Genomic DNA, 13,171 nt, shown 5'->3' on the forward strand with positions numbered 1-13,171 from the left:
TCGGCGGCTACGGTCCGGGGACGACGGGTGGGGTGTCGGCCGCGGGGCCGGGCGGACCGATCGGGCAGCTGCCCGCGCCTCGGCATGCGGCGGCCCTGATGAGCCGGTCGTTGCGGATGACCAGTATCGCGATGTCGTCCTTGGGCCGTCCCCCGGTGTGGCGCAGGAGCTGGGCGAAGACGGCGCGCAGGACGGAGTGCGGCGAGAGGGGTCGGCCCCGCACGGCTTCCGCCAGGGCCGCGGGCAACGGGAAGAAGCGGCCGTCGCCGTCCCGGGCGTCCTCCACCCCGTCCGTGTGGAGGAACAGCGCCTCTCCGGGGAGGAGCCGTCCGAACGCGGTGGCCGGCAGTTCCGCCGGCAGCGGGAACGCCCCCAGCGGGGGCAGCGGATCGGCGCCGGCCATCGGTTCCGCCCGGCCGCCGCTCAGCAGATACGGCCAGGGGTGTCCGCAGTTGAGGGCGTGGACCTCGCCGTCCGGGGCGATCTCCAGCAGGAGTACGGTCACGAACTCCTCGGTGTCCTCGGCGCGGGCGCGGTCCCGCAGGTGACGGGCGAGAGCCCGGTCGAGGCGGGTGAGGACGCCGGTGAGTTCGGCCTCGTCGTGGACGGCCTCGCGGAAGCTGCCGAGCACGGCGGCGACGGTGCCGATGGCGGAGAGGCCGTGGCCGCGGACGTCGCCCATCACGACGCGTACGCCGTGTTCGGTGGCGATCACCTCGTAGAGGTCGCCGCCGACGGTCGCGCCGTGGTCGGCGGAGAGCTGGGCGGCGGCGGTGGCCAGTCCGTCGATCCGGGCGGGCAGGGGCCGCAGCAGTACGCTCTGTGCGGCTCCGGCGACCCGGCGCGCCTGCCGCAGGTCCCGCAGCATCAGTTGTCTGACCTGCAGGACGAGTCCGGCGCCGACCGCGAGGAACACGGCGCTGTTGGCGAGCCGGGCGCCGGCCCGGTTGCTGTGCGCCACCGGGCAGGCCCACTTGTAGGTGACGGCTGTCGCTCCCCACACCGCCGGCAGCCCCAGCGCGAGCGCCCGTCGTACAGTCCGCCGGTCGGACGGGCGGCGCCTGCGGACCCATGCCCGTGGAGGTGCCCCGGTCCTGATTCGAATCATGCCGTTGGCCCCCCATCAGGCCCTGACAGCGGTACGGCCCAGAGAGGCCGGTCCGATTCTGTCGACCGAATGCCCCGTTCGGGCCAGATCGCCCGGAGATCTCACTCGAATGAGTGAGATGAGGTCAGGGGGTGGAGAGGGCCGCGCCACATCACGGGGCGAAGCCCCTGAAGGGGCGCGGGGAACCGCGGGACGAGCCACGGACAACCCGCAGCCGCCGAAGCATCCGCAGCTCCCCGCCCTCTTCGGCACTCTCGGCGCCGTAGCGCGCCCTAGCTCCGCAGAACCGCTCCCGTGCGCTCGCCCGCGAGGGCGACCGCCGCGTCGCGGGCCGCGGACGCCTCGTCCACGGTCAGCGTCCGGTCCCCGGCCCGGAAGCGGAGCGCGTACGCGAGCGACTTGCGTCCCTCACCGAGCTGCTCCGCGTTCTCGTAGACGTCGAACAGCCGGATGCCCTCCAGCAGTTCACCGGCGCCCTCGCGCAGCGCGGCCTCGACCTCGGTGTGCGGCACGAACTCGTCGACGACCAGCGCGACGTCCTGCGTGGCGACCGGGAACGAGGAGATGCTCGGCGCCTGCGGGGTGTCGTCCCCGACCTGCTCCAGCACATCCAGGTCCAGCTCGGCGGCGCAGGTGCGGGCGGGCAGCCCCAGGGCCTTCACGACGCGCGGGTGCAGTTCACCGGCGTGGCCGACGACGCGCTCGGCGCCGTCGACGACGACCACGAACTCGGCGCAGCGGCCCGGGTGCCAGGGCCCGTACTGGCCCTTGCGGACGATCAGCTCCGCGCCGGCCTCGCGGGCGACGACGCGGCCGGCCTCGACCGCGTCGGCCCAGTCGGCCGGACGGCCCTTGCCCCACCAGCCGGCCTGCTCGCGGGCTCCGGCGAGGACGACGGCGACATGGCGCGGCTGCTCGGGCAGCGCGGCGTCCAGCGTCGCGATCTCCTCGTCGGTGGGCCGGCGGTCGACCGGCAGCGCGACGGCGACGCCCTGCTCGGCGCGCGGCTGGAAGACCAGCCCGGTCTCGAAGAGGGCCAGGTCGTGCGAGCCCCGGCCGTCGTTGCGCCGCAGCGCGCCGAGCAGGCCCGGGAGCAGGGACGTGCGGAGCGCGGGCTCCTCGTCGCTCAGCGGGTTGGTGAGCCGGACGACGCGGCGGGCCGGGTCGTCGGCGTCCAGCCCGAGCTGGTCGAAGACCTGCTCGCTGATGAACGGGTAGTTCGGCGCCTCGACGTACCCGGCGCCGGCGAGCGCCCGGCCGACCCGGCGGTGCAGCCGCTGCCGGTGGGTCAGGCCGCGGCCCGAGGGGGGCTTGGGCAGCGTGGAGGGCAGGTTCTCGTAGCCCTCCAGGCGGATGACCTCCTCCGCCAGGTCGTTGATGTCGGCGAGGTCGGGCCGCCACGACGGCACCGTGACGATCAGCTCGTCCTGGCCGTAGACGTCGCAGCCGACCTCCTGGAGGCGGCGTACGACGGTCTCGCGGCCGTAGACGACACCCGCGACCTTGTCGGGGTGGTCCGCCGGGACCGCGATGGTGTGCGGCGCGGACGGGGCGATGACCTCGGTGACGCCCGCGTCGGCCGTGCCGCCCGCGAGAAGGACCAGCAGGTCGACGGTGCGCTGGGCGGCGGCGGACGCGGCCAGCGGGTCGACGCCGCGCTCGAAGCGGCGGGACGCCTCCGACGACAGCTTGTGCCGGCGGGCGGTGCGGGCGATGGAGACCTGGTCGAAGTGGGCGGCCTCGATGACGACCTCGGTGGAGGCGTTCGCCCCGTCCTCGGCGTCGTGGTCGGCGATCTCGGTGTCGGCACCGCCCATGACGCCCGCGAGGCCGATGGGGCCGCGGTCGTCGGTGATGACGAGGTCCTCGGCGTGCAGCTTGCGGGTGACACCGTCGAGGGTGACGATCTTCTCGCCCTCGGTGGCCCGGCGGACCCCGATGGTGCCCTGGACCAGGTTGCGGTCGTAGGCGTGCAGCGGCTGGCCGAGCTCCATCATCACGTAGTTGGTGATGTCGACGGCGAGCGAGATCGGGCGCATGCCGACCTTCTGCAGCCGGCGCTTGAGCCAGATCGGGGAGCGCGCCTCGGGGTCGAGACCGGTGACGGTGCGGGCGGTGAAGCGGTCGCAGCCGAACGGGTCGGAGACCTGGACGGGGTGGCCGAAGGCGTTCGGGCCGGGCACGTCGAGGAGCGCCGGGTCGCGCAGCGGCAGGCCGTAGGCGATGGCGGTCTCGCGGGCGACGCCGCGGATCGACAGGCAGTCACCGCGGTTGGCGGTGACGGCGATGTCGAGGACCTCGTCGACCAGCTCCAGCAGCTCGATCGCGTCCTTGCCGACCTCGGTCTCCGGCGGCAGCACGATGATGCCCTTGGTGCCGTCGTCGCCCATGCCCAGCTCGTCGCTGGAGCAGATCATGCCGTGCGAGTTGCGGCCGTAGGTCTTGCGGGCGGAGATCGCGAAGCCGCCGGGCAGCACGGCGCCCGGGAGGACCACGACGACCTTGTCGCCGACGGCGAAGTTGCGGGCGCCGCAGACGATCTCCTGGGGCTCGCCGGTGCCGTTGGCGGTGCCGACGTCGACGGTGCAGAAGCGGATGGGCTTCTTGAAGCCCTCCAGCTCCTCGATGGTCAGCACCTGGCCCACGACGAGGGGGCCCTTGAGGTCGGCTCCGAGCTGCTCGACGGTCTCGACCTCCAGACCGGCCGACACGAGCTTGGCCTGCACGTCACGGCCGGTCTCGGTGGCCGGCAGGTCGACGTACTCCCGCAGCCAGGAAAGCGGGACCCGCATCAGATCTCCATCCCGAACGGCCGGGTGAACCGGACGTCACCCTCGACCATGTCTCGCATGTCTTCGACGTTGTGGCGGAACATCAGCATCCGCTCGATGCCGAACCCGAAGGCGAAGCCGCTGTACTTCTCCGGGTCGACACCGCACGCGGTGAGCACCTTGGGGTTGACCATGCCGCAGCCGCCGAGCTCGATCCAGCCCTCGCTGGAACAGGTGCGGCAGGGCCGGTCGGGGTTGCCGACGGACTCGCCGCGGCAGACGTAGCAGACCATGTCCATCTCGGCGGACGGCTCGGTGAACGGGAAGAAGTTCGGCCGCAGCCGGGTCTTCATGCCCTCGCCGAACAGCGCCTGGACCATGTGGTCGAGGGTGCCCTTGAGGTCGGCCATGGTCAGGCCCTCGTCGACGGCGAGCAGCTCCACCTGGTGGAAGACCGGGGTGTGCGTGGCGTCCAGCTCGTCGGTGCGGTACACCCGGCCGGGGCAGATCACGTACACCGGCAGCTCACGGTCGAGCAGGGAGCGGATCTGGACGGGCGAGGTGTGGGTGCGCAGGACGACACCGGACTCGGTGCCGCCGTCCGGCCCCTGCACGAAGAAGGTGTCGGCCTCGCCGCGGGCCGGGTGGTCCGGGCCGATGTTGAGGGCGTCGAAGTTGAACCACTCGGCCTCGACCTGGGGGCCCTCGGCGACCTCGTAGCCCATGGCGACGAAGACGTCCTCGATGCGCTCGGAGAGCGTGGTGAGGGGGTGGCGGGCGCCGGCCGGGACGCGGTCGTGGGGCAGCGTGACGTCCACGGCCTCCTCGACCAGGACGCGCGCGTCACGCTCGGCCTCCAGCTCGGCCTGGCGGGCGGCGAGGCCCTTGTTCACCGCGCCGCGGGCCTGGCCGACGAGCTTTCCGGCGGCGGCCTTGGCGTGCGGGGGCAGGGCGCCGATCTCGCGGTTGGCGAGCGACAGCGGGGAGGTGCCGCCGGTGTGGGCGACCTTGGCCTCCTGGAGCGCGTCGAGGGAGTCCGCGGCGGCGAAGGCGGCGAGCGCCTCGTCCCGCATGCGCTCGATCTCTTCCGGTTTCAACGCCTCGACCTCTACAGGGTCGTACGACTTATTCGGTGCCGACATCTCTTCCCGTGCTTCCGGTTGGCTGGCTGAAGGTCCCCGTCACACCGACTCGTGGACGAATCGTCTCCGTCATGGGACGCAAAGGTGCCAAAGGCCGAGTCTAACGGGGTTGAGGTGTGCGAACGCGCCCGCGGGCGGCTAGACCAGATAGGCCGGGGCCGCCACGGGCAACGTAAATCGGAACTCGGCGCCGCCGCTCGGGGCGCGTCCGACGGTGATGGTGCCGCCGTGGGCCTCGACGATGCCCTTGACGATGTACAGCCCGAGGCCGGTGCCACCGCGCTTGCTGCCCCGCCAGAAGCGGGTGAAGACGCGGTTCATGGACTCCTCCGGGATACCGGTGCCCTCGTCGCTCACCGTGACCGACGTGGCAGCAGCTTGACGGCCGTCCCCTTCCCGGGGGGACGCCGTGGGCGTGACGTCAATCGTGACGGTTCCCTCGCCGTGCCGCACGGCATTTTCCAGCAGGTTGCTGAGCACCTGATCGATCTTGTCGGGGTCGGCCCACAGGTCGGGCAGCGGCTGCTCGATGCGGAGCAGGAACCGGTCGGCGGGCTGTCCCGCCGCGACGTACGCCTGGATGTGCCGGCCGACGGCCGCGCCTATGTCGACGGGCTGCCTGCGCACCTCCAGCCGGCCGGAGTCGATGCGGGAGATGTCGAGCAGCTCGGCGATCAGCCGGGTGACGCGGTTGGCGTCGGCGTCGACGGTCTCCAGCATCAGTTTCTTCTGGTCGTCGGTGAACCGCTCCCACTTGGCGAGCAGGGTCGCGGTGAAGCCCTTGACGGAGGTGAGCGGCGAGCGCAGTTCGTGGGCGACCGTGGCGATCAGTTCGGCGTGGCTGCGTTCGGTGCGGCGCCGGGCCTCGGTGTCGCGGAGGGAGACGACGACGCGGCGGACGGGCCCGGTGGGTTCGGTGCGGACGTAGCGGGCGGACACGAGGACCTCGCGGGCGCCGGGCAGCAGCAGGTTCCGCTCGGGCTGGCCGACGCGGATGGCGAGGCCGCCGTACGGGTCGGTCAGCTGCCACCAGCGACGGCCTTCGAGGTCCTCCAGGGGCAGCGCCCGCTCCAGGGGCAGACCGAGGGCGTCGGCGGCGGGGACGGCGGTGATGCGGGCGGCGGCGGCGTTGAAGCAGATCACGCGGCCCTGTTCGTCGGCGACGACGAGTCCGTCGGGGAGGTCGTCGGGGTCGATGCCGAGTCCGGCGGTCCCGGTGTGGGGCGCCGTGGGTGTGACGCGCTCCTCGCGGCCCCGCAGTGTGCTGCTCGTGCCGACCCTCATCCCCGTACCCCACCTCTCCGTTGTGCAGTGGGCCCCCGAGCCCGTCACCCTACTAGCCGGACGTGACGGTGCGGCACCCTCCGAAGGCGCGCTGTGCACGGGCGGACGCGTAGAGACATACGGCGGCGGCGGTCGCGAGGTTCAGGCTTTCCGCCTTTCCGTGGAGGGGAACCCGTACGACGGCGTCGGTGAGCGCCCGGGTCTCCTCGGGGAGCCCCCATGCCTCGTTGCCGAACACCCAGGCCGTGGGACCGCCCATGGTGCCCTTGTCCAGTTCGTCGTCGAGGTCGTCCTGCCCGGCGCCGTCCGCGGCGAGGACGCGTACGCCGGTGTCCCTGAGCCCGGCGACGGCCTGTTCGACAGGTACGCCGACGGCGACGGGCAGGTGGAACAGCGATCCGACGGAGGCCCGGACGGTTTTGGGGTTGTAGAGGTCGACGGAGGCGTCGGTGAGGACGACCGCCTCGGCGCCTGCGGCGTCCGCGCAGCGCAGGACGGTTCCGGCGTTGCCGGGGTCGCGGACGTGGGCGAGGACGGCGACGAGCCGGGGCCGGGCGGCGAGGATCTCCTCGAACGGGGTGTCGAGGAAGCGGCAGATCCCGACGAGGCCCTGCGGGGTGACCGTGGTGGAGATGTCGGCGATGACGCTCTCGTCGGCGAGGTGGACGCGGGCGCCCGCGGCGCGGGCCTCGCCGACGATGTCGGCGTACCGGTCCGCGGCGTCGACCGTGGCGAACAGTTCGACGAGGGTGGGCGTGCCGTCGGCGGGTGCCCGGTGCGCGGCCGCCTCCCGCACCGCCTGGGGGCCCTCGGCGAGGAACAGGCGGTCCTTGCCCCGGAAGTTCCGCCTGGCGAGGCGTCGGGCGGCCGAGACCCGTGCGGAGCGGGGGGAGATCAACTCGGGGGCGGCGGACATGGATCACCTTCGGGTGGGGCGGGGGGACGGAGGGGCGCCGTGGAGCTCGGGGCCGCGGGTTCCTCGGCGGGTGCGGGTGGGTGGGGGCAGTTCGCGCGGCCCCGGCCGCTTCCAGGATGAAGGCCGGGCCGCCAGGCCCATGTCTCAGGGGCGCGAGAAACCATGACGCACCCGCACCCGCCGACGAACCCAGCACCCCCGAGCTGTCGGGCGGAACAAACACCCGGACCCGCGGGCCTCGACAGGCCCACGGGTCCGGGGTTCACATCACATCCGGCTCAAGGCCAGCGCGGCGTCACGCGGCCTTCGGCGCGTTGACGTCCGCCGGGAGCGCCTTCTGCGCGACCTCGACCAGCGCGGCGAACGCGGTGGCGTCGTTGACGGCCAGCTCGGCGAGGATCTTGCGGTCGACCTCGATGTTCGCGGCCTTCAGACCCTGGATGAAGCGGTTGTAGGTGATGCCGTTGGCGCGGGCAGCGGCGTTGATGCGCTGGATCCACAGCTGACGGAAGTCGCCCTTGCGCTTCTTGCGGTCGTTGTAGTTGTAGACCAGCGAGTGGGTGACCTGCTCCTTGGCCTTGCGGTACAGGCGCGAACGCTGACCGCGGTAGCCGGAGGCCTGCTCGAGGATCGCCCGGCGCTTCTTGTGGGCGTTGACTGCCCGCTTGACGCGTGCCACTTTTTAACTCCTTGTAGCGGGGCCGTGGTTGTCGTCACACGACCCGAAATCGATGGGGTCCCGGTCCTGACGTACGGCGCTGGGTGATCGACGGACGATCAGCGCCGCGGCGTCACTTGCCGAGAAGCTTCTTGATCTTCGCGGCGTCGCCCGGGGCCATCTCGGCGTTGCCGGTGAGGCGACGCGTCACGCGGGACGACTTGTGCTCGAGCAGGTGGCGCTTGCCGGCGCGCTCACGGAGCACCTTGCCGGAGCCGGTGACCTTGAAGCGCTTGCTGGCACCGCTGTGCGACTTGTTCTTCGGCATAGCGCCGTTCTCTCCTCGTCAGTGGCGCTCCGGTGCCCGGTCCTTGAACCGGGCACGACGGAACGTCATTTCTATCGGTTGACACCCCGGACTCGCGTCCAGGGCTTCCCCCGGACTCGCGTCCAGGGGACTTACGCCTCGGCGGGCTCCTCGGCAGGCGCCTCGGCCTCGACGGGCTCGGCGTCGGCGGCGTTCTGCGACTTGCCGGGGTTGGCCTTCGCTTCCGCCTTCCGCGCTTCCTGAGCCTGGCGGGCCTCGGCCATCGCCTCGGTCTTCTTCTTGTGCGGACCGAGGACCATGATCATGTTGCGGCCGTCCTGCTTCGGGTTCGACTCGACGAACCCGAGGTCCTGGACGTCCTCCGCGAGACGCTGCAGCAGTCGGTAGCCCAGCTCGGGCCGGGACTGCTCGCGACCACGGAACATGATCGTGATCTTGACCTTGTCGCCCTGCTTGAGGAACCGGACGACGTGACCCTTCTTGGTGTCATAGTCGTGCGGGTCGATCTTCGGCCGGAGCTTCATCTCCTTGATGACCGTGTGCGCCTGGTTCTTGCGCGCCTCACGGGCCTTCATGGCCGACTCGTACTTGAACTTCCCGTAGTCCATGAGCTTGCAGACCGGCGGACGCGCGTTCGCGGCCACCTCGACCAGGTCGAGGTCGTACTCCTGCGCAAGCTCCAGGGCCTTGGCAAGCGGAACAATTCCGACCTGCTCGCCGCTGGGACCGACAAGTCGCACCTCGGGAACGCGAATCCGGTCGTTGATGCGGGGCTCGGCGCTGATGGATCCTCCTCGGTAGCACCCCACGACGGTCTGGCGGACCGCCGTGTCATGTCTGGTTGACATAAGGACCAACCGCCGAGAGGCATGAAAAATGCCCCGGACGGGACACAGGCGGGGCTCCAATGACTGCCGGAGCACCGCCGCGGTGACCGCGGGGCGCGATTTCGGACGACTCCACCGTCCGTACGGAACGGTGGTGGCCGTCTGACCGGTGACCTGCCGTCCCGGAGGATGGTCAGGTGGGAAGTCGGAGCCTCCACTTGCGGGCCGGGCACACAGATGTCCAGCCGGTCGTGAAGACCACCATACCGGGTTCAAACCTGGGGTGCCAATCGGAGCGCGGCGGACTCCCGCAGGTGGGAGCGTACGCGCCGGGGCCTATCGTGTGGGGCATGAGTGACACCCCTCCTGAGTCCCCCGGGTCCACCGGGTCCCCTGAGTCCCCCGACTTCGAGTCGATGACCCGTGACATCGCCGAGGTCCCCGCGGTCGAGGTGATCGTGACGGTCGCCGTCAATCTGATGAGCGCCGCCGCGGTGAAGCTGGGTCTGACCGAGGAGGGCGACACGTACAAGGACCTGGACGAGGCCAGGAAGCTGGTGCACGCCCTCGCGGGTCTGCTCGACGCGTCCACGACGGAGATCAGCTCGTTCCACGCGGCGCCGCTGCGCGACGGTCTGAAGTCGCTGCAGCTGGCGTTCCGCGAGGCGTCGGTCGTGCCGGACGACCCGGGTCAGGGTCCGGGCGAGAAGTACACCGGCCCGATCTACGGCTGAGCTGGTGCCGCGGCAGGCACCGTTTGCCCGTCGAGGAGCGGCGTCCGGTGCGTGCTCTCGGCATGCCGGGCGCACGCCCTCGTACGGGATGTACTCGGGCCTGTGCCCGGTGCGCCGAGAGTGCGTGCCAGGCGTCGCGACGGGGCCAACGCTGCCTGTCGTGGCACTAGCTCTTCACATACAGGGGCTCGCCCGGAGGCGTGGTCCCGGCCGGCAGGAGTGCCAGGTCGAGACCGCGCACCAGGCGGGCCCTCAGTGTTTCGTCGGCGGCGAGCCGTGCGGCGACCGCGCGGGCGGCCTCGGCGGGCGCGGCGGCCGGGTCGAGGACCAGGGCGAGAGTGCCGTCGGACCGGCCGGGCCCGAGGTGGGCGCGGAGCACGGAGGGCTCGGCGGCCACGGCCGCGCGCACCGCCGCGACGACGGCGGGGTCGGCGAGCGGATCGGCCGTGGTGCGTCCCTCGGCGAGCGCGAGCAGCGCGGGTCCGGTCAGTTCGAACGGTACGGGCCCCGCCAGGTCCAGGACGAGCGTGTCGGCCTTCTCGTGCGCGACGGCCTGCAGGGCCTGGTGGGTCGGTACGGCGACGGGGCGGGCGGCGGGGTCCCAGCGGGCGAGGGAGTCGGTGGAGGTGAAGGCGGGCAGGGCGGTGCGGTGCCCGGCCTTCAGGGTGGGGACGGCCATGTCGCTGGTCTTCTCGCGGCGCAGTCCGTTCTCGTCCTCCTCGACCTCACCGAGCACGGCCACGACGGGCACGAGCAGCCGGGCGTCCTTGAGCGCTTCGAGGACGGGGCCGACGGCGGTGCGGTCCTCGGCCCAGGCGTTGAGCGCGGCGCTCAGCCGGGGGTCGGCGGAGCCGTCGTCGTCGGAGTAGCCGGGGTCGGGGATGTTCTTGTTCGCCACGGTGGTCGACCCTATCGGGGGAGGTCTCCCGGGCCGTGGCCGGGCCGGACACGGGGTGGTGGCGTCGTTCACGGTTTTCTCAGGGTGTCCTGACGTGGCTCTCATCCGTGCCCCACTCCCCGCACAGCACGGGCCACGACCCTCGCGGCATGCCTTCTCGCAGAGCCCGTCGCCGGGCCCGCCCGGCGGTGCGCCGCCCCCGCCTCCGCGCGGCCCTGGCCGCCGCCGTCCTCGTGTGCGGTACGGCCGCCGTCGGCACGCTGTACGTGACGGCCCGGACCCAGGATGGCGGGGGTGCGGCCGTATCGTCGGCGGCGGCGCCGGTGTCGCCCTCGGCCTCCGTGTCCAGCGTGCCGGGTGCGGACGCGGTCGCGGAGAAGGACTCGGAGAAGGACTCGGCGGGGGGCTCGGTGGAGAAGGTGGCGGCGCCGGGGGCGGATCACGACGCACGGCTCGCGACAGCGCTGGCGGAGGTGCCGGTCGAGGACGGGGCCGCGTTCTCGGTGGCCGTGCTGGACATGGAGTCCGGGGCCACGGCGGTGCACGGGGACGGGTTGTTCGAGACCGCGAGCATCGTGAAGGTCGACATCCTGGCCGCGCTGCTGCTCCGGGCGCAGGACGCGGACCGGGCGCTCACGGCGCGGGAGAAGGCGTACGCCGCCACGATGATCCGCGACAGCGACAACACGGCCGCGACGGCGCTGTGGGAGGCCATAGGCCGGGCGCAGGGTCTGGACGCGGCGAACGAGCGGTTCGGTCTGACGCGGACGGAGGGCGGCGACGGCCTGTACTGGGGCCTGACCCGCACCACCGCCGCCGACCAGCTCGTGCTGCTCGGCCAGGTGTTCGGGGACGACGACGAGTCGGAGCTGAACGCGGCCTCGCGAACGTATGTGCGGCGGCTGATGGGACAGATCGCGGCGGGCCAGGACTGGGGGGTGTCGGCGGCTGCGGCGGACGGCTCCGCGGGTTCCTCGACCGGCGCCGGGTTCGCATTGAAGAACGGGTGGCTGCCGCGGACGGCCACCGGGCTGTGGGTGATCAACAGCATCGGCCGGGTCACCGTGGACGGGCGGGACCGCCTGGTCGCGGTGGTGTCGCACGGCAACACGACGAAGGCGAAGGGGATCGCGCTGGTCGAGGCGGCGGCCAGGGCCGGGGTGTCGGTGTTCTCGTCGTAGCGGCCGCTCGGGGTGGGACGTCCGCGGGGCGTCGCGGCGGACCGGACGCCCCCGGTGCGCTCAGATCAGGAACTCGTCCGGCCGCCGGCGGTCGCCGCGCCAGATGACGAAGGCCGTGATGAGGAGGGCGACACCGAGGCCGCCCGCGGCGGGAGCTGCCCAGCCGGAGGCGGTGTCCTCCTCCTCCACCGGGTCGGGGCCGGGGCCGAAGTACTTGCGGCCGTACGCCGCGGACGTCAGGTCGTCGGGCCTGAGTCTGCCGCCCTCCCGGATGGCGGCGGCCGGGTCGACGAAGCCGAACCCGCGGGCGTCGTCGCGGCCGCCGACGGGGGCGTCGCGGGCGGTGTCCTCCAGGAGCCGTTTCACCTGGGCCGGGGTCAGGCGGGGGTGGGCCGCCTTGACGAGGGCGGCGGCGCCGGAGACGAAGGCCGCGGCGGCGCTGGTGCCCCAGCCCTCGTAGTACTTGCGGTCGGGGTCGGCGATGACGACGTCGACGCCGGGCGCGCTGACGGTGGCGTACCAGCGGCGGGTGGAGAACGGGGCGCGCTCGCCGTCCTCGTCGACGGCGGTCACCGCGATGACGCCCGGGTAGGCCGCCGGGTACGAGACGTGGTCGCCCTTCTTGCCGCCGTTGCCCGCGGAGGCGACGACGACCGAGCCCTTCCTGAGGGCGTACTGGACGGCCGCGTCCTCGGAGGGCTCGGGGTGTGCGGACTCGGAGTCGTCGCCGAGGGAGAGGTTGATGACGTCGGCGCCCTGGTCTGCGGCCCAGCGGATGCCTTCGGCGAGGGCGTTGCCGCGGGTGCTGCGGGCCTTGGAGCGGGCGGAGTCGCCGTCCTCGAGGATGACGCGGACGGGCAGGATCCTCGCCTCGGGGGCGATGCCGAGGACGCCGTCGCCGTTGTTCACTCCGTGGCCGTGACCGGCGATGATGCCGGCCATGGCGGTGCCGTGCCGGGCCCAGGAGCGGTCGCCACGCGAGGCCCCGAAGCCGACGAGGTCCCGGGTCGGGAGGACGTTCCCGACGAGGTCGGGGTGTTCGTCGTCGACGCCGGTGTCGAGCACCGCGACGGTGATCCCCTCCCCCTTGGTCGTCCGCCACGCCTCCTCGGTGTGCATCGCGTCGAGCGCCCACTGCTGGTCCCGGATGCCGTCGGCGTGGGCGGTGGTGGAGGGCAGGAGGACCAGGGAGAAGGCGAGGGGGAGCGCGAGGAGGGCGGCGCGCCGGGGGCGCGGGACACGGCGGGTCCGCGCCGGGGCGGACACGGCGCGCGCTTGGTCCGTCGCCGGGGCGCCGGCCGTCGTCGGTGCCGGTTTCTCCGTC

The 13,171-nt window shown here is 72.6% G+C and carries 12 protein-coding genes; 2 read left to right on the plus strand and 10 right to left on the minus strand.

Annotated features, from left to right (window positions below; all coding sequences use genetic code 11):
* Nucleotides 1-7: 7 nt before the first annotated feature.
* The 8 genes from GSY65_RS06295 to infC form a co-directional block, all read right to left on the minus strand.
* Nucleotides 8-1,003 carry a PP2C family protein-serine/threonine phosphatase gene (locus GSY65_RS06295; protein WP_236579707.1) on the minus strand — a complete coding sequence of 332 codons (996 nt, stop codon included), beginning with the start codon at nucleotides 1,001-1,003 and terminating at the stop codon, nucleotides 8-10.
* A 377-nt stretch (nucleotides 1,004-1,380) separates the two neighbouring features.
* Nucleotides 1,381-3,900: a phenylalanine--tRNA ligase subunit beta gene (gene pheT / locus GSY65_RS06300; protein ID WP_159766374.1), complete on the minus strand. Its 2,520-nt coding sequence runs from the start codon at nucleotides 3,898-3,900 to the stop codon at nucleotides 1,381-1,383.
* Nucleotides 3,900-5,021 carry a phenylalanine--tRNA ligase subunit alpha gene (pheS, locus tag GSY65_RS06305; protein WP_159766375.1) on the minus strand — a complete coding sequence of 374 codons (1,122 nt, stop codon included), beginning with the start codon at nucleotides 5,019-5,021 and terminating at the stop codon, nucleotides 3,900-3,902. Before pheS ends, pheT begins: the two co-directional genes overlap by 1 nt.
* Before the next feature lie 138 nt (nucleotides 5,022-5,159).
* On the minus strand, nucleotides 5,160-6,305 hold the full coding sequence (locus tag GSY65_RS06310) for a sensor histidine kinase (protein ID WP_159766376.1): 1,146 nt from the start codon (nucleotides 6,303-6,305) through the stop codon (nucleotides 5,160-5,162).
* Nucleotides 6,306-6,357: 52 nt separating this feature from the next.
* Nucleotides 6,358-7,221 (minus strand): TrmH family RNA methyltransferase, encoded by an 864-nt coding sequence (locus GSY65_RS06315; RefSeq protein WP_159766377.1) that lies wholly within the window; start codon nucleotides 7,219-7,221, stop codon nucleotides 6,358-6,360.
* Between the two features lie 295 nt (nucleotides 7,222-7,516).
* Nucleotides 7,517-7,900, minus strand: a complete 384-nt coding sequence (gene rplT / locus GSY65_RS06320; protein ID WP_033531708.1) for a 50S ribosomal protein L20 — start codon at nucleotides 7,898-7,900, stop codon at nucleotides 7,517-7,519.
* Nucleotides 7,901-8,012: 112 nt separating this feature from the next.
* Nucleotides 8,013-8,207 (minus strand): 50S ribosomal protein L35, encoded by a 195-nt coding sequence (gene rpmI, locus GSY65_RS06325; protein ID WP_004933563.1) that lies wholly within the window; start codon nucleotides 8,205-8,207, stop codon nucleotides 8,013-8,015.
* 131 nt (nucleotides 8,208-8,338) lie between these two features.
* Nucleotides 8,339-9,055 carry a translation initiation factor IF-3 gene (infC, locus tag GSY65_RS06330; RefSeq protein WP_236579708.1) on the minus strand — a complete coding sequence of 239 codons (717 nt, stop codon included), beginning with the start codon at nucleotides 9,053-9,055 and terminating at the stop codon, nucleotides 8,339-8,341.
* A gap of 329 nt (nucleotides 9,056-9,384) precedes the next feature.
* Between infC and GSY65_RS06335 the strand changes: the two genes are divergently transcribed.
* Nucleotides 9,385-9,768 carry a DUF1844 domain-containing protein gene (locus tag GSY65_RS06335; RefSeq protein ID WP_201452461.1) on the plus strand — a complete coding sequence of 128 codons (384 nt, stop codon included), beginning with the start codon at nucleotides 9,385-9,387 and terminating at the stop codon, nucleotides 9,766-9,768.
* Nucleotides 9,769-9,934: 166 nt separating this feature from the next.
* On the opposite strand, the gene GSY65_RS06340 is transcribed toward GSY65_RS06335, so the two are convergent.
* Nucleotides 9,935-10,666 (minus strand): SseB family protein, encoded by a 732-nt coding sequence (locus tag GSY65_RS06340; protein ID WP_159766378.1) that lies wholly within the window; start codon nucleotides 10,664-10,666, stop codon nucleotides 9,935-9,937.
* 149 nt (nucleotides 10,667-10,815) lie between these two features.
* Between GSY65_RS06340 and GSY65_RS06345 the strand changes: the two genes are divergently transcribed.
* Nucleotides 10,816-11,847, plus strand: coding sequence for a serine hydrolase (locus GSY65_RS06345; protein WP_159766379.1), 1,032 nt, complete (start codon nucleotides 10,816-10,818; stop codon nucleotides 11,845-11,847).
* 60 nt (nucleotides 11,848-11,907) lie between these two features.
* Here GSY65_RS06345 and mycP read toward each other — a convergent pair whose 3' ends face one another.
* A complete protein-coding gene (gene mycP / locus GSY65_RS06350; protein ID WP_159775655.1) occupies nucleotides 11,908-13,113 on the minus strand; it encodes a type VII secretion-associated serine protease mycosin in 1,206 nt (401 codons plus the stop codon).
* Between the last annotated feature and the right edge of the window lie 58 nt (nucleotides 13,114-13,171).

This window comes from Streptomyces sp. HM190 (genome assembly GCF_009857135.1).
Classification (GTDB): domain Bacteria; phylum Actinomycetota; class Actinomycetes; order Streptomycetales; family Streptomycetaceae; genus Streptomyces; species Streptomyces heilongjiangensis.